The sequence below is a fragment of the Sphingopyxis fribergensis genome, from assembly GCF_000803645.1.
In the GTDB taxonomy this organism is placed as follows: Bacteria; Pseudomonadota; Alphaproteobacteria; order Sphingomonadales; family Sphingomonadaceae; genus Sphingopyxis; species Sphingopyxis fribergensis.
The window spans coordinates 90330-112881 of record NZ_CP009122.1 but is presented as its reverse complement, the minus strand read 5'-3'; the positions used below and the strand labels follow the sequence as shown (position 1 = coordinate 112881).

The 22552-nt window shown below is 65.8% G+C and carries 9 protein-coding genes; 2 read left to right on the top strand and 7 right to left on the bottom strand.

Annotation, left to right across the window (positions count from 1 at the left end):
* The first annotated feature begins 283 nt into the window (after positions 1 to 283).
* Together SKP52_RS00440 and SKP52_RS00435 are read left to right on the top strand one after the other, a co-directional pair.
* On the top strand, positions 284 to 724 hold the full coding sequence (locus tag SKP52_RS00440; protein WP_039570473.1) for a DUF983 domain-containing protein: 441 nt from the start codon (positions 284 to 286) through the stop codon (positions 722 to 724).
* Entirely contained in the window at positions 714 to 2084 is a 1371-nt protein-coding gene (locus SKP52_RS00435) for an aminotransferase-like domain-containing protein (protein ID WP_039579222.1), read from the top strand. The genes SKP52_RS00440 and SKP52_RS00435 overlap by 11 nt, the downstream gene beginning before the upstream one ends.
* On the opposite strand, the gene SKP52_RS00430 is transcribed toward SKP52_RS00435, so the two are convergent.
* The 7 genes from SKP52_RS00430 to SKP52_RS00400 form a co-directional block, all read right to left on the bottom strand.
* Positions 2081 to 3490 carry an efflux transporter outer membrane subunit gene (locus SKP52_RS00430; protein ID WP_039570471.1) on the bottom strand — a complete coding sequence of 470 codons (1410 nt, stop codon included), beginning with the start codon at positions 3488 to 3490 and terminating at the stop codon, positions 2081 to 2083. The genes SKP52_RS00435 and SKP52_RS00430 overlap by 4 nt on opposite strands.
* 11 nt (positions 3491 to 3501) lie before the next feature.
* On the bottom strand, positions 3502 to 6696 hold the full coding sequence (locus SKP52_RS00425) for an efflux RND transporter permease subunit (RefSeq protein WP_039570469.1): 3195 nt from the start codon (positions 6694 to 6696) through the stop codon (positions 3502 to 3504).
* Between the two features lie 174 nt (positions 6697 to 6870).
* Positions 6871 to 8142: an efflux RND transporter periplasmic adaptor subunit gene (locus SKP52_RS00420; protein ID WP_039579221.1), complete on the bottom strand. Its 1272-nt coding sequence runs from the start codon at positions 8140 to 8142 to the stop codon at positions 6871 to 6873.
* A 389-nt stretch (positions 8143 to 8531) separates the two neighbouring features.
* Positions 8532 to 9152, bottom strand: a complete 621-nt coding sequence (locus SKP52_RS00415; protein WP_081997132.1) for a TetR/AcrR family transcriptional regulator — start codon at positions 9150 to 9152, stop codon at positions 8532 to 8534.
* A 49-nt stretch (positions 9153 to 9201) separates the two neighbouring features.
* A complete protein-coding gene (locus SKP52_RS00410; protein ID WP_039570464.1) occupies positions 9202 to 9585 on the bottom strand; it encodes an OsmC family protein in 384 nt (127 codons plus the stop codon).
* Between the two features lie 858 nt (positions 9586 to 10443).
* Positions 10444 to 14076 (bottom strand): OmpA family protein, encoded by a 3633-nt coding sequence (locus SKP52_RS00405; RefSeq protein ID WP_148308967.1) that lies wholly within the window; start codon positions 14074 to 14076, stop codon positions 10444 to 10446.
* Positions 14073 to 22535: an SdrD B-like domain-containing protein gene (locus SKP52_RS00400; protein ID WP_148308966.1), complete on the bottom strand. Its 8463-nt coding sequence runs from the start codon at positions 22533 to 22535 to the stop codon at positions 14073 to 14075. The genes SKP52_RS00405 and SKP52_RS00400 overlap by 4 nt, the downstream gene beginning before the upstream one ends.
* Between the last annotated feature and the right edge of the window lie 17 nt (positions 22536 to 22552).

The following is a 22552-nucleotide window of genomic DNA, read 5'->3' as shown; positions in this document are numbered from 1 at the left end:
ACTGGTAAAAGCCGCGTAAACGATGGCCGGGGCGGCCCGTGGCCATGCGCCACCCGCTTCCTGGTTCGAACGCGCCTAGGAAGCGAGGCCTCGGAGCCCCCCTGCAAAAGCCGATATGTCGCCTTTTATGCATGGTACAAACTCCGTATAATGCCATGCCTAACATCCCGATTAGGATAATATATTTATATTTTAAATTCTTATAACACTCCTTTCATCCTCGATTGTCGCGCTCCATATGCATTGTGCATGGCATCTGTCATGCTTCGCATGGGAGTCGAAGATGACGGGCGGTGATGTTGGCAACGAAAAGCTGCGCTGGATCCTGTGGTCCGGCTGGCACGGCAAATGCCCCGAATGCGGCAAGGGGCATATGTTCCGCTCATGGTTGAAGCTCGCCGATCGCTGCGAGAATTGCGGGCTCGACTTCAGTTTCGCCGCGCCCGACGACGGCCCTGCCTTTTTCTCGCAGTGCATCGTCGCCTTTCCGCTGACCTTTGTGATCGTATGGTTGCAGATCGCCTACAGCCCGCCTTTGTGGGTACATTTGGTCTTTTCAATCCCGATCATGGTCATCGGCTGTGTGCTGCCGCTCCGCCCAATCAAGGGCTGGCTGGTCGCCTCGCAATATGTGAACAAGGCGCAGGAATCGGGAACCGAGCAGCTATGGGCAAAGCTGAATGCGCGCGCCCGGCGGGAGGCGGACGAACGGCATGGCAAGTGATCCATGGGTGCCGGACATCGCGGGGGCCGCAGGACCCAAATATAAGGCGGTGACCGCCGCGATATCGGCGGCGGTCGCGCGCGGCGAGCTGCGCCACGGCGACCGCCTGCCGCCGCAGCGCGACCTCGCGCTGAAACTCGGCATCGACCTCACCACCGTCACCAAGGCCTATGACCTGGCGCGGCAGCGCGGCCTGATCGTCGCGCGCGGCCGCGCGGGCAGCTTTATCAGCAAGGATGTGCGGACCGGCGAGGTCGCGACCGCGGCGCAGAGCGACATCGCGATGAACAGCCCGCCGATTCCGATCGAGAGCCGATTGACCGACGCGATGGCATCGGCGTTGGGCACATTCGCGCGGACCGACGGTCTGGCGCGATTGCACTATCAGCGGCCGGGCGGCGCGGCGGCGGACCGCGAAAGCGGCGCCGAACTGCTGGCGCGCACGGGCCTGTCGTCTTCGGTCGAACAGATCGTCGTCACCGCCGGCGGACAGAATGGCCTACATGCCATCGCGTCGACGATCCTCAAACCCGGCGACCGCGCCGCGTGCGGGCGCTTCGTCTATCCGGGTTTTGCCGCGATCGCGCGGCGCATGGGCGTGACGCTCGTCCCGCTGCCCGAAATGACCGCCGACGCGCTGGAGGCCGCACACGCTGCGGCGCCGCTGCGCGCGCTCTACGTCGTCCCGACCAACGACAATCCGACCACCACGACGCTTGTCGTCAAGGAACGGCGGGACATTGCGGCATGGGCGCAGGATGCGGGCGTCCAGATCATCGAAGACGATGCCTATGGCCTGCTTCCCGATGCCCCGATTCCCGCCATCACGAGCTTCGCGCCCGAAATCGGCTGGCATGTCGCGAGCATGGCGAAGATCGTCTCGCCCGCATTGCGCGTAGGCTTTGTCCGCGCGCCGGGCATGGCCGAAGCCATGCAGGTCGCGGCGCACCAGCATGAAAGCGCGGTGATGGCGCCCCCGCTCAACGTCGCGATGGTATCGCTGTGGCTGGCGGACGGAACGCTCGACACGCTGATCGACGCCGTGCGCAGGGAGGCGGCGTGGCGGCAGAAGCTGGCGCGCACCGTGCTCGGCGACGGACGCCATGCCGCGCATCCGCATGGCTATCATTTGTGGCTGCCGCTGGCGGGCGACAGCCAACCCGAAATGCTCGCCGCCGCGCTCGCGCTCGACGGGCTATCGGCGGTGCCGTCGGATCGTTTCGCGGCGGCGCCGGGCGCGCCCAAGGCGATGCGAATCTCGCTCGGCGGCACGATCGACCGCCGTGGGCTGTCGCGCGCGCTACACCGGCTCGCGGCGCAGCTATGGACCCCCGGCGGCACCGCCAGCCATATCGTCTAGCTCGACCAGCCGCCCGCGAGCGCGCGGAACAGCGCAATCTGGCGCCGCGAGATCTGCCCGTCCTGTTCGGCGAGCGTCGCCTCGGCTTCGGCAAAGGTTCGCTCGGCGTCGAGCCATTCGAACGATTCGGACGCGCCTTCCTCGCGCTTGGCGCGGACGATCCGCGCCGCGCGTTCGGACTGGTCGCGCGCCGCGCGCAGCGCCTGCCGTTGTTCGAGCGAGCGGGCGTATGAGGACAGCGCGGTTTCGGTTTCCTCGAGCGCGCGCAGTACCGTGCCGTCGAATTCGGCGAGCGACGCCTGCGTATCGGCCTCGGCCGCCGCGATCCGCGCGCGCGCCGGCTCCTGGTTCGGGAAGGCCCAGTTGAGCAAGGGCCCGAGCAGCCAGCGGATCGGCCCGCCGCCGAACACGTCGCCGAAGCCCGATCCGGTCGAGCCGGCCGACCCGCCGAGCGTGATGCGCGGATACAGGTCCGCCGTCGCGACGCCGATGCGCGCGGTGTCCGCGGCCAGGCGGCGCTCGGCGGCGCGAATGTCGGGACGGCGCTTCAATAGCGCCGCCCCATCACCGACTGGGATCGGGTCGGTGATCTCGAGGCTGATGTTGCGATCGCCAGCGATGGCGGGCAACGCGGCGGGGGCACGACCGGTCAGAGTCGCGAGGCGGAACAAGGCCGCCTGCCGTTCAGCTTCGATGGAAGGAATGTCGGCCGACCGCTGATCGCGCAGCGTCGTGATGCGGGCGAGGTCGAGCCCCGTCGCCATCCCGACATCCTTGCGGCGCTGGGTCAGTTTTACTTGCTGGTCGAGCAGCCCGACGATGCGGCGCGCAACGTCGAGCCGTGCTGCGCCCGAGGCGGCGTCGGCATAGGCCTGCGTCGTGTCGGCGGCTACGATCACGCGCACCGCGTCGGCATTGGCTTCGGCCGCCGCCGTGTCGCCGCGCGCGGCCTCGATCGAGCGGCTGACGCGGCCGAACAGATCGACCTCGTAGGAGACGTTCAGGCCGACATCGACGGCCCAATCTTCGCGATCGGCATTCGGCAAGCGCTGGCCTTCGGGGCTACGACCATAATTGGCGCCGGCACCGATCTCACCTTGCGGCAGCCGGTCGGCGCGCGCGCCGCGCAGCGACGCACGGGCACGGGCGATATTTGCCACCGCGACGCGAACGTCGGTGTTGCTGGCGAGCGCATCGGCGACGAGCCCGTCGAGCACGGGATCGTCATAGAGCCGCCACCAGTCGCCCGCGACCGGCGCGAGCGACACTGCGGGGCTGTTCGCCGAGACGAACGGCCCGGTCGCCACCGGTGCCGACGCCGATTTGGGCTCGGCATAGTTGGGGCCGACCGCGCAGGCGGCGAGCGCCAGCGCCGAGGCCGCGGTGAGGATATTGCGGAGGATCATGATGTTACTCCCTATTCCGCCGGAACCGGCAGCGCGGTCCCGTGGTCGTCCGATCCGCCACGCCGCGCCCGCCGCTCGGCCGACCAAAGGCTGAGCGAGCGGGCGACGACGTAAAAGGTCGGGGTGAAGATGAGGCCGAACGCCGTCACGCCGAGCATGCCGAAGAAGACCGCGGTGCCGAGCGCCTGGCGCAGCTCCGCCCCTGCCCCGCTCGCGATCAAGAGCGGCACCGCGCCGAGAATGAAAGCAAAGCTGGTCATCAGGATCGGGCGCAGGCGGTCGCGCGCGGCACGCACCGCGGCTTCGATCGGCGACAGACCATCCTCTTCTTCGGCCTGCTTGGCGAATTCGACGATCAGGATCGCATTCTTCGCCGCAAGCGCGATGAGCACGACAAGCCCGATCTGCGTCAGCACATTATTGTCCATGCCGCGCAAATTCACGCCGATCATCGCCGCGAGCAGACACATCGGAACGATGAAGATGATCGCTAAAGGCAGCATCAGGCTTTCATATTGGGCCGCGAGCACGAGGAAGACGAAGACCACCGCGAGCGCGAAGACGATGCCCGCGGTGTTCGCTGCCGCCTTTTGCTGGAAGGCGATGCCCGTCCACTCGGTGCCGTAACCCGCGGGAAGCGAATCGCTCGCGAGCTTTTCCATCGTCGTCAACGAGGCGCCCGACGACGAGCCCGGAGCGGTGTCGCCGTCGATCTCGACCGCGGGGAACAGGTTATAACGCGTAACGCGGTACGGCCCCGTGCGGTCCTCGAAATTGGCGACCGACCCGATCGGCACCATCGCTCCTGAATCGGACCGCGTCCGCAGGTTCGCAATGTCGGCGACGGTCTGGCGATAGGGCGCGTCGGCCTGTGCGGTCACACGATAGGTGCGGCCGAGCAGGTTGAAGTCGTTGACGAACGCCGAGCCGAGATAGACCTGCAACGCTTCGAACACGCGCTCGGGCGGGACGCCGAGCATATTCGCCTTCGCCCGGTCGATATCGGCATAGACGCGCGGGTTCGACGGATCGAAGAAGGTGAAGACGTTCGCGAGCCCCGGGGTCTGGTTCGCCTTGCCGATCAGATTGTTCGTCTCGTTCGCGAGCGCGGCATAGCCGTTCCCGCCGCGATCCTGCACGATCATCCGGTAGCCACCCGCCGAGCCGATCCCCTGGATCAGCGGCGGCGGGATGATGACGATCTGCGCCTCGGTGATATCCGCCGTGTTAGCGCGCGCCTGGTTCATGATGTCCTCGAAATTGACGCCGAGCTTCCCGCGCTCCTCAAAGGATTTGAGCGGGAAGTAAGCGGCAGCCGAGTTCGGCGCGAGCGTCTGCGACGGGCCATCGAAGCCCGCGAGCATCACCGAACCGAGCACGCCCTCGATCGGCAGCACGCGGCCGGCGACCTTCTTCAGCACCGCATCGGTGCGCTCGACCGAGGCGCCCGCAGGCAACTTGGCGACGACGAGGAAATAACCCTGGTCCTGCGCCGGGATGAATCCGGTCGGGGTCGCCCAGAACAGGCCTGCGGTCGCGGCGATCAGCCCGGCGTAGGTGACCATCATCTTCTTGGGCGCGCGTACCAGCCGGTCGGTGAGCCGCGCATAGCCGTTGCTCAATTTCTCGAACGCGTCATTGAAGCGTTCGCCCGCGCGGTGGATGCGCGCCATCAGCCATCCGTCGGCCTGCGCGGGGGCGTGCGGCTTGAGCAGGATCGCCGCGAGCGCGGGCGACAGCGTCAGCGAGAGGACAAGCGAGATGATCGTCGCGGTCGAGATCGTCACCGCGAACTGCTGATAGAAAGCACCCGACAGGCCGGTGAGGAACAAGGTCGGCACGAACACCGCGCAGAGCACGAGCACGATCGCGACGAGAGCACCCGACACTTCGTCCATCGAGGTGCGCGCGGCTTCGAGCGCACTCATGCCCTTCTCGAGATTGCGTTCGACATTTTCGACCACAACGATCGCGTCATCGACGACGATGCCGATCGCGAGCACCAACCCGAACAGCGACAAATTGTTGAGGCTGTAGCCGAACGCTGCGAGCACCACGAACGTCCCGATCAGCGACACCGGAATCGCGAGCACTGGAATGATCGCCGCGCGCCATTTCTGGAGGAAAACCAGGATGACGATGACGACAAGGAACACCGCCTCGATCAGCGTTTCCATCACCGCGTCGATCGACTGGGCGATGAACTCGGTCGGGTTATAGATGACGCGATATTCGAGGCCCTTGGGAAAGCTTTTCGATGCCGCCGCCATTTCGGCCTCGACCGCCTGCGCCGCAGCGAGCGCGTTCGACCCGGGGCGCTGGAAGGTCGCCATGATGACGGTTGGATCGCCCGACAAATAGGTGTTCGAATTATAGTCCGACGCGCCAAGCTCGACGCGCGCGACGTCCGAGACACGAACCTGGCGCCCGTCGGCATCGCTGCGGATGACGATGTTGGCGAAGTCCTTGGGGTCGGTCAGGCGGCCCTGCGTTTCGACGCTCAATTGGAAACTGCTGCCATTGGCATGCGGCGGCTGGCCGAGCGAACCCGCGGCGACCTGCACATTTTCGCGGCGCAGCGCGGCGACAATCTCGCCCGCGGTCAGGTCGAGCGCGGCGGCGCGGCCGGGATCGATCCACACGCGCATTGCATAGTCGCGGCTGCCGAACAGGCGCACGTCGCCGACGCCGTCGATACGGCTGAGGCGATCGCGCAGCTGGGTCAGCGCATAGTTGGAGATATAGGCGCGATCGAGCGACTTGTCGGGGGAGACGAGGTTCACGATCAGCAGGAAGTCGGGCGATGTCTTGCGCGTAACCACGCCCAGCCGCTGCACCGTTTCGGGCAGACGCGGAGTCGCGATCGCGACGCGATTCTGCACCAGCACCTGCGCGGCATCGAGGTCGGTGCCGATCTTGAACGTCACGGTGATCGTGACGACGCCGTCGCCGGTCGACTGGCTGCTCATATAGAGCATATTGTCGACGCCGTTAATTTCCTGCTCAATCGGCGCCGCCACCGTGTCGGCGACGGTTTCGGCCGAGGCACCCGGATAAGTGGCGGTCACCGTCACCGTTGGCGGCACGATGTCGGGATATTGCGACACGGGCAGCCCGATATAGGCGACCGCGCCGACGATGGTGATGATGACAGCGAGCACGGCGGCAAAGATCGGCCGGTCGATGAAAAAGCGGGATAGGCGCATGGGAGAGCCCCTGTCTGAAGAAAATGGTTTTGCTCAGCCCCTCTCCTTCAGGGGAGGGGCAGCGAGACTTGGCAGCTTGCTGCCTAGTCGCAGCGGGGTGGGGTCCATCGGCCTCGATCGAGGCCGATGGACCCCACCCCAACCCCTCCCCTGAAGGGGAGGGGCTAAATCAACTTACCGCGCAAACGTCGCCTGCGCCGACACCGGTTCGACCGCACCCGCCGCACCCTTTGGTGGCGCCACCGCGGCGATCTTGCCGGTCTTGGTCACCGCCTTGGTGCCGGGACGCGCGAACTGATAGCCATTGATGACGACCTGATCGGTCGGCGCCAGGCCCGAACGGATGACGCGCAGGCCGTCGACTTCGGGGCCCAGCTCGACCGGCTTGGCCGCGACCATGCCGTCCTTGCCGACGACATAGACGATCTTGCGCGCCTGGTCGGTCTGCACCGCGGCGGCGGGGACCAGCAGCGCGCGCGCCGTCTGCCCGGTCGACAGGCGCATATTGCCGAACATGCCGGGGGTCAGGAACATCTCCGGGTTGCGGAAGCTGGCGCGGGCGCGGATCGTACCCGAGCGCGGGTCGAGCCCGTTGTCGGTAAAGTCGAGCTGGCCCTTCCAGCGATAGTCGCTTTCATCCTGCAGGCGGACTTCGACCGCCGCGGCCTTGTCGCCGCCCTCGCGCTTGGTCTTGAGGAACAAGGCTTCGGACCCCTGGAAGGTGAAATAGACGGGATCGAGCGCGTTGATCGTGGTCAGCAGCGTGCCGCCGGCATCGCCCGCCGACACGAGGTTGCCCGCGTCGATCTGGCGGTCCGAAATGCGACCGCTGAGCGGCGCGCGGACGGTGGTGAATTCGACGTCGAGCGCGCGCGCCGCAATGCGAGCATCGGCCCCGGCGAGCGCGGCATTGGCGGCATTGACCCGCGCGCGAAGGCGATCGATCTCGCTCTGCGATACCGCCTCGATATCGACGAGGCGGCCGGCGCGGTCGAGTTCGAGCCGCGCGAGCGCCAGATCGCTGCGCGCGCTGGCCGCCGAGGCGCGCGCTTCGGCCAGCGCGGCGCGATAGGGGCGCGGGTCGATCGTGAAGAGCGGCTGGCCCTGGCGGACGATCTGGCCATCGGTGAAGTGGATGCCGGTGATCGCGCCCGAAACGCGCGGACGCACCTCGACCGCTTTCGACGCCTCGAAGCGGCCGATATATTCGTCCCACAAGGTCACATCGCGCGCGATCGGCACGGCGACGGTCAGCACGGGCGCGGGCGCGGCGGCGGCCGGCGGCGGGCCGTCGCGAAGCAGCCACCAGGCGCCGATCACGAGCACCAGGAAGGCGCCGATCCACGCGGCGCGGCGGCCGCGGCCGGGATGGAGCAATGTCTTGAGTTCGCGGCGGACCTTGGCGTCGGCGGGGTCGAGCTTTTCGATCGGGGTGTGGACGGTCATGAAGTTGCCCTCTTCTTCTTTTCGTTCGGTTCGGCTGCGCGCGGAGCGCAAAGGTTCTCAGCACCGAAAGCGCGTGCCTTCGGTCCGATCTTGAAACAGTCCTTGATGCTGGGCGGCCCCCTTCGAAGACGACGGCCACCCCTCCGGTTACCCGCACCTTATCGATGCGCGCGCCGGCTCCCTGTTATGACTTGCGGACGATGACCAACAGGTACCGACCGGAACAGGACCCGCTCCCGGGAAAATAATCTGGATGATGAATCCGGCCGCCGCATGATCTTTGCCATACGGCGGCCGGTCTCGGGGGAGAGCCTTTGTATACTGATTGGTATATAAGTCTTGTTGCGCTGCGTCAAGACCATATTGTACCGGTCAGTAAAATAATTCTATCAACGCCCCGGCCACAGCTTCAGACTGGTTTCGACCAAGCGCTCGAGATCAGCGCGCGTCGCGCCCGAACCGGCCTGCACGGCCATGCCCTGGTTCACCGCGATCAGAAACTGCGCGAGCCCGTCGGGATCGGTATCGGGAGGAAAATCGCCGTCCGCCTTTGCGCGCGCGAAGCGTTCGAGCATCGCGCGCTTCGCCGCAGCGCCGCGCTCGACCACGGCCTCGCGAATGCACTCAGCCTCAGCGCCACACGCGACCGAGCTGATCACGCCAAGGCAGCCGTTCGGATTCTCGGGGCAGGTGTGCATGTCGAGCGCACCATACATCAGCCGCTCGGCGACCCCGCGCGCGGTCGGCGCCTCGAGCGCCGCGCGCATATAGTCGGCCTTTTCGCGCTCATACAGGTCGAGCGCCTTGTTGAAGAGCGCTTCCTTGTTGCCGAAAGCGGCGTAAAGGCTGGGCTTGGTGATTCCCATCGCCTCGGTCAGGTCGGCCATCGATGCGCCCTCATAGCCCTTCGACCAGAAGACGCGCAGCGCCGACGCCAGCGCGGCATCGACGCAAAATTCGCGTGGCCGGCCCTTGTGCGGTGTGGCGATGGTGGCGGTTTCTATTTCCATAACGGCTGGTATATAAGTGACGGGCCGCAATTTGTCCAGTGGCACGCGGTCAGGCGAGCCGCGTGTCGATCGGCAGCCCGCCTTTCAGCGTCAGCGTCACCGGCGTCCGCTCGGCAATGTCGGCCAGCCGCGCCTTCTGTTCGTCGTCGAGCCCGGCGATCGTCAGCACCCGATCGATGCGCAGATCGTCCTTGCCCCCACGCAGGCGAAGTCCGACGTCGACCGATTCGAGCGGCCAGTCCTTGCGGTCGGCGTACATGCGCAGCGTGATCGCGGTGCAGGCGCCGAGGCTGGCGAGCAGAAAATCATAAGGCGCCGGCCCCGCGCCCTGTCCGCCGAGCCCCGGCCCCTCGTCGCCGATCAGGAGATGGCCGCTGACGTTGATTTCGGTGCGATAATGATCCTTGCCGATGCGCGCGGTGCCGTGGGCCATGACAATCCTTTCTGCCGTGTGAAGCGACCACCCTATTCCGGCTTGCATCGGAACGACAAGCCGAACCCGGCCGCACCGGGGTTTGGCCATTCCATAATTCTCGGCCGTCTTGATTTGCCGGCGAACACGCTTAACTTGATACCATCGTCAACAAAGCGAAAGGAGGTGGTCGAATGTCTCATTGTCACACGCCGCATGCGGCAGATTTGAGCATGACCTTCCTCGCGGGGGTCCGACTCGGATAATCGTCCGCGAACAGGCACGACAATGGAAGGGCTGCTCCGAAAGGGGCAGCCCTTTGTCGTTGGAGCGAACGACAAGCCGTTCTCGTCAGGTTGCCGTCAGAAACCGGCGCTACAGGTGGCACGATGGGGGCCAGGTCTATGGCAGCGACGCAAGCGAACTTCGACTTCGCAGCTTTGGGAAAATTATGGAGGCCGAGCCGGAATCGAACAACCCAAGATTTTCTATTTAATTACAACTACCTATTTCGAACGTTTGGTTGGGGATGCCCCCAATTAGGCCCCAATATTTTTTTCCTTCAGAATCAATCGAACCGATTCCGATGAGACTTGCCGCAATCCACCGCGTAACTCGCGCGGCTTCTCCGGAAGACGACAATACAGTGTTCTTGTAAGGAAATGAGCGGTGGTTGCCGCCCCGTCCTCTGGAGCTTTAGACGGCTCACATATTCAATGTGAACCACCTACGCCGACGCGGTGGCCAATACCGGCGTAAGGCCCTCCCCTGATCAAAGGGTCGAGAGCCCGCCAGCATTTCTGCCTTGTTCAGCGTGCGCTGCCGGCATCCCTCGAATTTCGACGTGAGCATCGTGAACTCGGTCGAGGTGCGCGAGACCTAGAACTTACCAATCACGTTCACGAAAAATCCTCTTTCGTCATAGCTGAGATCGGAAAGGTCGTCCGAGTAATCGGTGAAATTATATCCGACGCCAATCTTGAGGTTGTTTCCGAGGTGACGATAGATTCCGGCGAGACCGCCAAGCCGGCTGTCCTGCGCTTCCGAGACGGATAGTTCTCGGACCTCAAGCAGCATTTCCCAGCGCGCGAGGATACGGTAGTCCGCCCGCAGCGCCCAGAAGGTCGCTGCGCTCGAAAACCAGGGTGCAGTTGCATCGCGCGATGCCCGCAGCGATCCGACGCGATGCGCGACCTTGCCGCCGACCGCGAGACGCGGCGTCAGCTGATAGGTCGCATCGACCGCGACGATGTGACTTCGTTGCGCAAAGTCGAGATTGAGCCCCAGCGAGTCCACCTGAGCCGGCGAGGGCAGGTCGTAAAGATAGGTGTATTTCGCCAGCACGTTGAGGCGGTCGTTGCTGGTCGGCCGGTAAGCCCCCGCAAGGACCAGTTCATAATAATCGGCATCAAGCGATGTCGTAGGATTGCCGCCGCTCGAGAGAGAGATGTTCGCCCGCCCGAACAGTCGCAGGGCGTCGGTCGCCTGATACGTCACCTGATTGCGGGTCGCCCAGGTTTCGCGGTCACCGAGGAGCGCGGTTCCGTCGCGGCGGAACTCAAGAGCGCTGCTCCAACGCAGCTTGTTATCGCCATAATCGCTGGTCGCACCCATCACCTCGCGATGGATCGTCGAGCCCAGAGCGTCGCGCAGCGAGCCGCGCTCGTAGCGCACGCCGAATGTCCAACCCGGCAGAGGCGTGAAATCGACGCCATAGGCCTGGGTTAGCCCGGTGGGACCCGCGCCATGCTCATAGCGCCCCTCGGCAAAGACCGACGTGCTGCTGCCGACGCGGCGGCGCCCCCCCAATGTCAGGCGGCCGAGCCGGCCCGTGTTGAACGCGTCCGGATTTTCGGCAGCGAGCGCATAGCCGAGATAGAGCGAGCCGCGATCGCCCATCGTGAACGTCGCACGAGCATCCGCGCTCATGCCAAGATCGCCCTCGGATGCCTCGGCATCGACGCTCAGCCGGTCGCTGAGCTCGACCTTTCCGGCAACGCCGAACCGGTCGTTTTCCTGCCGCCCGCCGCTTCGATCGACCGTGGTCTGGCCGAAAAGCGACGCCGACCAGGGACGATCACGCTTCTGCTCGCCTTGTTCGTCCTGAGACGGCGTGGCCGGGGCGGGCGCATGTCGATAACCGATACTTACCGCCACATCGGTGCGCGAGCCCGTCAGCTCGGGCGACGACGGAAATGGCGTGTAAGACGTCGCCTGGCCCTGCTGCTTCTCCGAACGCACGCCCAAGGTGCCGAACCAGCCATCAGACCGTTCGTGCCGGATACCCGCCTCGAGCGCATGTCGCTCGGTGATCGAGCCTTCGGTCAAGTCGGCTTTCGCCTGGAAACGGGTGCCCTTCACGATTTCGACGTCGGCGGTCCCACCATATTGGTCGAGCATTTCGTTGAAGGTGAGTTCACCCGGTCCCGAGAAGCCGCGCCCGCGCTGGCGCCAATACATGCCGATCCGGCCCGAACCCGCACCGAGCACTTCGGCGATGTCCATGGCGCCTTCGACGTTGAAGGCGTTGGCCCGGCGCGCGATGGTGTTGAGCTCGGTAAAATCATATCCGCCGGTCGAGGAATAGAGAGCACCATTGCCCGCGCCCTTCGATTGGGCGAACTCGCCGCGCACATAGGTCCCCGGTTTGTAGCGGACCAGGATGTCGGCGCCGTAGAGATTCTGCGAAGCCTGATCCTCGCCTTGCCGGTAGCCGGTCAAGCCGACGCGCACCTGGTCGGTCAGCCAATGCTGCGCGCGCCCGCCAACGGTCAGCGCGTCAGGGCGCGTGAGCCCGGGCACATATTCGTAAGTAACGACCAGCCACACGGGATTCCCGGCCAGCGACGAGTCGCGCACGAACAGGCTGCCGTCGGCCGTAATCGGCAACGGTTCGCGCAGCAGGATGCGACCCTGAATATAGTTCAGTTCATAGTCGCGCGCCGCGATGAGTTCGCGCCGTTCGAGGACCAGACCGGAATCGCGGTCGCGAACCTCGGCAAACAGCCGCTCGGAGCCTCCCGCGAGATCGCGGTTGCGCAGATAGTAAACCGACCCGCCCGTCGACGTGAAATCCTCACGGCTTCCGACCGTCCCCGGATCAGCGGCAAAGCCGTTGATCTCGGTGCGCCGCTCGCCGAAGCTCGTGGTCGCGGCGTTGCGCCACTTGAGCTGCGCGCCATAGAGGCCGCGCTGATAGCGGATGAGTTCGGTCCCGCTGAGCTGCGTCTGGAAATTGCCCCACATCGCCTCGGCGTTTTCGCTCTCGGCACGGATATAGAAGCGGCCGTAGGTCGGGGCGTCCTCGACCGTCGTCGAATCGTCGCCATAGGTCGGATAATGGCGCTCGGGATCGAGCCGCCGCAGCAGCGCGCGCGGGTCGCGGCGGAGAAACCCGTCGAACAGGTCGGACAGCGGCTGTTCGCCGGTGTCCGCCGAAGCGGTCAGACGCCAGCGCTCGGACAGGCGGCCGCGATAATAGAAGGCAAGCCGCCCGTCGACGAAGTCGCGGCGGGCGTCCGCCTCGTCCGCGCCCTGGAGTTCGAGGCGACCCGGATCGAAGCTCCGGTGACCCGCCGTGACATCCGCTATGGCAACGAGAAAATGATCATCGACGGGTGCGTTCAGCGCACGGCGGAATTCGCGCGCGTCCCCGTTGGCGGGCTCGAGACGCACCACCGCCTCCCCGACGCCGGTCGGGACAATCTGCTGGGCGACGAAGCGCCGGCCGGCATCGACTGGAATGCGCGTGCCGAATGCCATGACCTTCGTCGTAGCCTCGTCGACCAGGCCGTTCACCGTCACTTCGGTGCCGGCAACCGGGATATTCGCCGTCGTGCGCATATTCTCGAAGGTCGGGCCAGTGCGCGTATCGCGGAACGGATCGCGCGGGGCACCGGTGACCGTCACATCGGTGGGGGCCGTCTCGTCGAAACGCCCCTCGGCGTCATAGACGCGCAGCACCGCACGATACGGCCGGTCTTCGGCCGCTCCCGGGCTCCACAATATCGGCTCGCCGAAGCGAACCGGGATGACCGTCAAGGGTGTGCCTTCGATCGAATCCCCCGGACCGAACAGGCGCAGTTCGGCGCGCGCGATGAACGCCGCATAATTGGTCATCGCCTCGAAGCGCACCGGCTGACCGGGCGCGACGGCGGGATCGGCCGGGACAAGGCTCAGCATCGGCTGCCCGTCGAGCCGGGTCACCTGGATGTTGATGTTCGCCTCGGCGAGGGCGACGTCGGCGGCGCGCTGTGCATCGGCGGCAGTGCCGCCCTCACCCGCGCCGTCGACGGTAACGCGAAATGCTTCCTCGCCCGGTCCGACTTCGAGATTGGGCGCAACGGCGCGTCGTTCGACCGAGCTGTCGTCGGTGCGCGGCCCGCACGGGCGCGTCTCATCGCCGCAATAGCTGGCAGGCTCGACGGTCTGCGCAAGAAGGCCGCCGCTCAGCGCGAGCGAGGATGCTCCAAGGGCAAGGGTCGCCAAGGGGCGGATCATGTGCGGGCTCATTTGGCGTCTCCCTGACGCGCGGCGGCCGGAACCGCGGTCTCCTCCTCGATGATCAGTCGATATCGTCCGTCGACCTGCTTCCACTTCGCTGCGATGACGTCCCGCAGGGAGGCCAGCCTGCGCCGGATGATCCGCTCATCTTCTCCGCGCGCCACATAAGCGATGCGCAGAACCGAGGGGCTCATGGCGATAACCTCGAGCAGGCCGTCGATACGGGCATTGAAGGCCGGGGCGATGGCGTCGCCCTCGAAGGCATCGCCGTTGACGTCGAGCCGCACGACCCGGCCCACCGCAGCACCGAAGTTCAGCGTCGCCATGCGGCCGCGGGTGAGGCGCACCGTGTCGGGATTGACCGAGATCATCCGGAAACCGGTCGGCAGCGTCCGCACGTCGACCTTCAGGATGAAATTGGACCCGCGCTCCTCGTTCGGGATCATCGGACAGGTCACATGATAGCGGCCCTCGGCGTCGGTGGTGATGAGCAGGCCGCGCGCGGAGGCCAGGCGGACGCCGGGGAGGCCGGGCTCGCCCTCGTCCTGCACGCCGTTCATGTTGCGATCGTCGAAGACCTTGCCGATCACATCGGAACAATCGAAGTCGGGATCGGGGATGATCCGCACGGTTGCGTCGGCGACGTTCGACACGACCGCACCGACGAGCGCGTTCACCGCATAGGCCTCGTTGACATGCTCGCCCTCGCCGACGCCGGCACCGACCACGAGAATCAGCTGGACCGCCTTCTCTTCGCCGGCCGCGAAGCTCTGGTTGGGCCAGCTGAGCAGGCGGCCGCTTTGCTGCGGCTCGACCGCCGTCCCGTTGATCGTTGCGCTGCCGGTGCGATAGCGGAAACCGGCGGGCACCCGATCGGTGATCGTGATCCCGTTGATCGCGCCGGCCAGCGTGTTGCGGGCAGTGACGACATAGGGAACGAGGCCACCGCGGCTGACATTGGTCATCGGCGTCCGTTTCGTGACTTCGATCGCGCCTTCGAGGATCGGGTCGATCGGAATATGGTTGTTGACGACATCGGCGGACACGCCGGGGGTGAGCGTGAAGCTCAGGAAATAGGCGGTACTCTCGCCTCCGGTCGTGCAGGTCTTGACGGCGCCGGAGGGCGGCGCGCCATTATAGATAGACACGAGCAGCGGATCCGGAGTGCCGCCGACATTGAGCGGCCCCGCGCAGGGCGGAATGATGCTCGACGGCTGGATCGGATTGTAGCTGCCATTGGGCGGCGTCACTGCGAGGGTATAGACGCCCGCAGGCGCGCCGGGCAGCAGCAGATACTGATACATACCGCTGTCGCCGGTGACCTGGGTGACGTTGCCGGCGCCGCCAAGCAGGTGAATGGCAGGATCGAAACCGGCCGGCCCGCTCAGCGCCACCGTCGCGCCGGAAACCGGCGTGCGGCGGACCGCGTCGTAGACCACACCTGACGGATCGAGCGGCAGTGACTGCTGCGGGACGTCGGCGCCGGGAGCAAGCGTCAGCCCCGTCAGCGTACCGCCCTCGGTCCGCGCACCCGCGGGGTTGCTCGCCGACACCACGCCCTCGGTAACCGGAGCGCCAGTTTCGTTGGGGCGCGCGCTGCCATAGAGCGCGTTGCTTTCGGGATTGCGGAAGCGGATTTCATAGCCGGTGCCCGGCGCGACGCCGTTGAAGGCATAGCTGCCGTCCGCCGCGGTGGTGGTGGTTGCAATCAGCGCGTCACCGAGCAGGAGCTCGACTACCCAGCCGGCCCGGACAGCCTCGCCATTATCGAGCGAGCGATCATGATCGTCGTCCGTCCAGACGCGGCCCGTGACCCGCGCGCCCTCGCCCTCTTCGCCGAACAGATAGCCGGTGGCCTCATCCGCCGCGGTGAGATTGATCGCCGAGATCGTATCGCCGGCGGCCGAGCCGCCCGAGGTGCCGGGCGTGTCAATTCCGTCGCCATAGCCGTCGGGCTGTGTCTCGACGATCGAGTAGCTGCCGCCGGGAAGACCAGTGAATAGATAGCCGCCATCCGGCCCGGAGACTGCCGTCCGGGTCACCGGATTGCCGCGCGCGTCGGTCCCGTTGAGGGTCAACGTGACACCGGGGATCGTCGGCTCGTTCGGGTCGCGCTGACCATTGCCGTTGCTGTCGTTGTAGACGAGGCCGGCGATCGAGCCGACCCGCTCGCCGAAATTGACAGGCGTTACGGGGTTTCCGACGCCGACCGTCAGCGGGACGCGGTTGGCAGGATTTTCCGCAGCATCGCCGTAGCCCGCCGGCTGGGTCTCGACGATCACATAGTCGCCTGCCTCGATGTCGGCGAAGTCATAGCGCCCGTCGGGACCGGTGGTAACCGTCTGGACGACCGATCCGTCCGGACGCTGCAACTCGACGATAACGCCCGGAATGCCAGGCTCGCCCGGATCCTGGACGCCGTTGCGGTTGTCATCGACATAGACCGTGCCGCCCTGGCCCTGCCCGACCTCGCCGAACACATAATCGGTGGCATCGATGCCGGCTGCGAGTGCGATGGCTGAGATGCTGTCGTTCGCGACCGAACCGCCCGACGTGCCGACGCTCTCGCGTCCGTCCCCGAAGCCGACCGGCTGGGTTTCAGCCAGAGTGTAGGTGCCGGCGAGGACATCGCCGAAGCGATAGTTGCCGTCCGCATCGGTGGTGAGCGTGCGGTCGACCGCCGCGCCCGCCTCGTCGGTACCGGTGAGACGCACGGCGACGCCTTCGATGCCGCGCTCGCCGGGCTGACGAACGCCATCATCGTTGCTGTCGACGAAGACCGAACCGGCAAGACTGGAGTTGGTGTCTCCAAAATCGATCGACTGATTCTGACCGGCACTCACATTGACCGACTGGCTGTTCGGAGTCGACGAGCCATAGCCTGCGGGCTGGGTCTCCTCGACCGTGTAGCTTCCGGCGGGCAGGTTCTCGAAACGGTAGCTGCCATCGGGACCGGTGGTCGTGGTGGCGATGACGGTTCCGCCCTGGCGAAGGGTGATCGTCACGCCCGGGATGCCGGTCTCTTCATTGTCCGCGCCGTCGCGCTCGGGATCGAGATAGACCCGGCCCGAGATGGTGATCGCGCGCTCGCCGAAATCATAGCCCGTGCCCGCGACACCATTTCCGAGCGCGATCGAGGCCACGCGGTTCGTCGCGGGGGTGCCGCCGAAGCTGCCATTGTCGATGGTACCCGCCGGGGTGCCGGCCGCTTCGCGTCCGTCGGCATAGGCGCTCGGCTGGTCTTCGGTCAGCGTGTAGGTGCCGGCCGGGAGGTCGTCGAAACGATAGCTGCCATCAGGTCCCGTCGTCGTGATGCAGCCAAGCGCGGGATCGAGTGCCGCCCGAAGCGCGCAAATGTCTTCGCCGCTTGCGCTCGACCCGGACAGCGTAACCATGACCCCGGGAAGAGCCGTCTCGCCGCCCTGACGCACGCCGTCGTCGTTGCCGTCGATATAAACACTGCCCGCGAGCGACGAACCACGCTCGCCGAAGGCGTTGTTGATGCCGAGTTCACCGGCGCCGAGTACGATGCCGCTGATCACATCATTGCCGGCCGTGCCGCGCGGACTTCCCTCGACCGTACCCGGCGCGTCGACGCCGTCGGCAAAGTTGGATAGCGGCGCGGTCGACTGAGCCTGTTCGGTCAGCGTGTAGCCCGCGGCCGAGGAGCCCGGCACATTGATGAAGATGAAATTGCCGCTCGCGTCGGTGGTCGCGGTGCAGGTCGCGATCGTGCACACGTCCTGATTACCGCCGGTTTCGCCCGAAAGCGTGATCATGACGCCGGGAATGCCGGGTTCACCTTCGTCGCGCGTGCCGTTACCGTTGCGGTCGACGTAGACGTAGCCGCTGAGCCCTTCGCCGGTCGCGCCGAAATCATAGCGCTCGGCGCTGGCGCCAGCTGCGATGACGACGCCGGCGACCGTCGTGTTGGCCGTGCCAGGCGACGGCACATTGGTACCGCTGACGCCGCCCGCGCTGCCGCCCATCGAACCGATGAATGCACCGCTCGGGGTGAGCCCGGGGGGAGGCGTCTGCGCTACCGTGTAGGTGCCGGGCCGCAACACGCGGCAGGCCGGATCCGGGTCGCCGTCCCACGGGAAACGGTAGGCGCCCGTCGCGGAGGTCGTGATCGAGCAGTCGACCGACTGACCGACATCGTTGGTCCCGGTGAGGCGAATGATCGCGCCGGCGAGACCGGTCTGCTCGCCCGCATCGCGCGCCGCATTCTCGTTCGGATCGAGATAAACGATGCCCGACAGGGTCGAACTCGGAATCTCGCCGAAATTCCTGCCAGTGAGAGCAGCACCCGAGCCGACGGGTCCGACCGCGATATCCTCGGGCGCGGCCCGTCCGGCCGAGCCGGCGACGATATTGCCGGCCCCGTTGCTGTCGAGGCCATCGGAAAGGCCGTTCGGCTGCACGAGCTGGGTCACGATATATCCGGCCGCGTCCGACGGCGGCAAATCGGCGAAGCTGTAATTGCCGCTGGCGTCCACCGTCGCCGTGAGATTCACGGGATCGCCGGTGTAATCATTGCCGGAGAGGCGAATTTGCGGGGTCGCCGGGAAGTCGGCCGGCCCAACCCCAGTCTCGCCGGGATCGATAACGCCGTCGTTATCGGCGTCGCGGAATATGATGCCACTGAGGGACGCGGCGCGCACCTCCTGGAACAGATAGCCGGTGGCGTCGGTATCAACGGGGAGCGAGATGCTCGCGATAGAATTGGTCGCGGCGCCGCTGCCGAAGGCGGCATTGTTGACCGTACCGCCCGCGCTGCCCGCGGTCTCGCGGTAGTCGAGCAGGCCGGCGGGCTGAGTTTCGACGATCGTGTAGGTACCCGGCGGCAGGCGATCGAACAGGAATGCGCCCGACGCGTCGGTGGTCGTGGTCCGCGCCGCGATCGCATTGCCAAACGCATCGGTGCCGCTGATCGTCATCGTGACGCCGGCGAGCATCTCGCCCGCCTGCGGCGCATCGTCGAGATTGTCGTCGGCATAAACCGAGCCCGCGATCGAGGATGCAGCAATCTGCACCGCGGCGGTCTTGCTGTTGTTGGTCGGTTCGGCGTCGCGCGCCAGTTCCTGGCCGCCGCTGTCCTGGCCCGGCGCTACCGTCGCGCTATTGGTCAAGTCGGAGCCGAGCGGTCCGCTGAACGGATAGGCGGCGCGAGCGAAGAGGCGGATCGTGACCGGCGAGCCGTCGGGCGGAAAACTGCCGTCGAGGATGCAGAGCACAGAGGTCGTCCCGCTGCAATTGATCGCGCCGACACTCGCGGAGCCGGCCGCGGTGGCGGTCGGCGCGGGTGGTGCGAAGACCAGACCCGCAGAAAGATCATCGGTGACGCGAATCTGTGCGATCGGCGAGATGCCATTGTTGCGCACGACGATTGCATATTCGACGGGCTCGTTGATCCCGGCGGGCGAAGCGCTGACGCGGGTCTTCGATACGGTTTCGAGATCGACCGACGGCAGCACCGTGGTCGTCTGGACCGCGCTGTTGTTGGCGAGCTGGGTGTCGGCCTGGTTGACGCTCGTATTATCCTGCTCGAGCGCGATCACGTTCACGCCGTTGGTGAAGGTGAGCGAGGTCGAGGGCGCCGGGCCGGCCGGCGTGAAGCGCAGCCTGAAAATCGTCTGCCGCAGCGGATCGAGATAGTTGAGGGCTGGCTGCGTGCCGTGCAGCCGGCAGACAACGTTCGCACCGGACTGCACGCAATCGGGCGCGGGCGGCGTATAAAGCGTGAGGCCGCCGTTGGCCGGCACCTGATTTGTCTGAAAGCCTGCCAGCGTCATCGTGTAACCAGCCGGAGGCTGGGGAATATCGGTGATGACGACGTTCGTCGCGCGGGAGGGACCGAAGTTCGAGATGCGGACGTCATAGACGAGCTCATCGCCAAAGCGCCGCGGATCGAACTCGGGGCCCGGCTCCTGCTTGCTGATCGCGAGGTCGAAGCCCGGCGCCGTCACATCATGGACAAGCGACGTACTGTTGTTGGTCGTGTCGCTCTCGGTCGTCGTCGTCGTGACCGAGGCGGTATTGGTGTGGCTGATGGGAAAGCCCGAGGTGGCACCGCCGAACGGGAATCGGGGTCGAACCTGCTGACTGACCTGAAAGAGCTCGCCGCGGCCATAGGTTCCGAGATTGCAGCTGATTTCGCCGCTGGCGTCGTTTCGGCTGCAGATCGCGCCAGGCTTGGTCGTCGTCGGATCACCGACCAGCTCGAAGCGAGTCGGGTCGATTGTATCGCTAACCACAACATTTGCGGCGGGATTTGCCCCAAAGTTGCGGATGTCGAGACGGTAGGTCGCAATCGTGCCCACCTGCACCGGATTGGGGGCGATCGTCTTGGCTACGGCAACGACGTCAGCCAGCGGCTCGACGTTGTAGAGCGCGTTTGACTGGTTGTTGGCGCTGTTTGTGTCGATCGTGTCGGGCGAGGAGATTCGAGCAGTGTTGGTCTGCGCTCCCTCTGTGAACGGTCGGGTCACGCGCACGATTGCCGTCTCGGAGGCTGCCGGCGCGAGATTGCTCAGCGTCCAGCGGATCTCGCCGTTCGACGCCGTGTAGGCGACCGAACCGCTGGTCGCGCTTTCCTGGGCGACCCCGGTCACGAACCCGCCCGTGTTGAGCCGGTTCGGAAGGACATCGCTGACCACCACGGTGCCGGCCGTCTGGCTGCCAGGGTTGGAAGCGGTTAGACGAATGTAGAAGCTCTGGGTCGCCGCCGGAATGCTAAGCGCCGGAGTCTGGCTCCAGGGGCCAGCCGGGCTGAGCGACACTTCCTTGACCACTGCCAGGTCGGTGGTGACCGTGGTCGCCCGCGCGCTTGCGCCCGCGCAGTCGTTGGCGGCGTTGCCGTCAGCCGGGGTCGCCTGCGAGCCACCGGTGCCGCCGGTGCAGGCAGTGTTGGTGAGATTGACGTTTGCGGTTGGTCCCGCCTGGGTGACCAGAGAAAGCGTGATCGTCGCGCCGACCGCTAGCGTGCCAGCGTTGGCCGTATCGCAAGTGATCGTCGTGCCTGCCTGGCCGCAGTTCCAGGCCGCATTCGCCGACACATATGCCTCGTCGACCGAGACGCTGTCGGTGACCCTGAGCGGATTGCCCGGACCGTAGGTCAGCACGCCGGGCCCGTTGTTGCGGACCGTGATCGTGCTGGTCATGTTCTGGCCCGCCTGGACCGGGTTGGGGGTCTTGCCCTTCGTGATGCTGAGATCGGCGGTCGGCGCCACGATCTGGAACGCGGCCGTCGCGCTGTTGTTGGCCGTATCCGGCTCGGCAAGGCCCGGAGGCCCGGTCACCGTCGCGACGTTGTTCTGAACGCCAGCGGTCGCCGTGTTGGCGGTGACCGGGATCACGAACGCGCGGTTGGCGCCGCTCGCCAACGTGCCGGCATTGCATGTCACGGTCTGTCCGGTCGCCGAGCAGCCCGCAGGCAGGGCCCCGATCGCGAAATTGCTCGCGAACGTGTCGCTGATCGTCGCGCCGGTAACGCTTTGCGGGCCGTCGTTGAATATGGTGAGCGTGACGTTCGCGCTCGTGCCCTCGACGATCGTTGCCGCCGAAAATGCCTTGGCCGCCCTGAGATCGGTGCCTTCGAGGATCGTCGTGACCACAGCGGGCGCGGCATTATTGTTGCCGTTCGGGTCGAGAACGGTGGGCACCGTAAGCTCGGCAAATGCTGTGTTCGTGATCGTGCCGCTCGACTGGCGGATCACGCGGCCCGCGATGGTGATCGGCGGTAGCGCGCCGGTCGCGGCGGTTCCGGAGTAAAGGCAGGTCACCGTCGTGCCGGACCGCGAGCAATTCCAGTTGCTACCGCCCGCTGAGAGGAACTGAAAGTCCGAGGCCGGCGGCAAATTGTCGACGACACGAACCGCCGCGGTGGCATCGGGGCCGGCATTGCTGGCGGTCAGCTGATAGGAAATGATACCGCCAGCTACGATGCTGCCGCCGGACAGACCATCATTCTTGACCAGCGAAAGGTCCGCGCCGTTCTGAACAGCGGGCGTAACGATTAGGACGTCGTTGGCGGCGTTGGTATCGCCAGCCGTTGCGCTCGAGACGGTGGCCACGGTGTTTGCCGAGCCGACGGCGATCGCGGTCGCCGAATAGGTGAAACTACGATCGCCAACTGCAAAAGCATCGAGGTTGCAGGTCAGCGTCTGCGACCCGGTAGCGCCGGACAGGGAACAATAGGAAGGAAAATTGCCTGGATCGACACGAAAACGATTGGAGACAGCGATCGAAACCACCGTGTCCGAAACGGAGCCCGGCCCATTGTTGGTGAGGCGTACCGTGAATTCGGTCGCCGCGCCATTGGGCACGGGGTCGGGAGCCCAAGTGTAAGCCGACACTTGCAGATCGGCCGCCCAGGCCGGTGCCGCGACGAGCATTGCAATGGCGAGCCAGACGAAACGCGCAACGCGCCACATGCGGAACGACCCGCCGGATAGATTCTGAAACACTGTAAGCCCCCGCTCTC

Excerpts from the sequence above, each read along its gene's own strand:
- SKP52_RS00415 (WP_081997132.1), bottom strand. The coding sequence starts at position 9,152 with ATGGAAATAGAAACCGCCACCATCGCCACACCGCACAAGGGCCGGCCA.
- SKP52_RS00410 (WP_039570464.1), bottom strand. The coding sequence starts at position 9,585 with ATGGCCCACGGCACCGCGCGCATCGGCAAGGATCATTATCGCACCGAA.
- SKP52_RS00435 (WP_039579222.1), top strand. The coding sequence starts at position 714 with ATGGCAAGTGATCCATGGGTGCCGGACATCGCGGGGGCCGCAGGACCC.
- SKP52_RS00440 (WP_039570473.1), top strand. The coding sequence starts at position 284 with ATGACGGGCGGTGATGTTGGCAACGAAAAGCTGCGCTGGATCCTGTGG.
- SKP52_RS00425 (WP_039570469.1), bottom strand. The coding sequence starts at position 6,696 with ATGCGCCTATCCCGCTTTTTCATCGACCGGCCGATCTTTGCCGCCGTG.
- SKP52_RS00405 (WP_148308967.1), bottom strand. The coding sequence starts at position 14,076 with ATGAGCCCGCACATGATCCGCCCCTTGGCGACCCTTGCCCTTGGAGCA.
- SKP52_RS00430 (WP_039570471.1), bottom strand. The coding sequence starts at position 3,490 with ATGATCCTCCGCAATATCCTCACCGCGGCCTCGGCGCTGGCGCTCGCC.
- SKP52_RS00420 (WP_039579221.1), bottom strand. The coding sequence starts at position 8,142 with ATGACCGTCCACACCCCGATCGAAAAGCTCGACCCCGCCGACGCCAAG.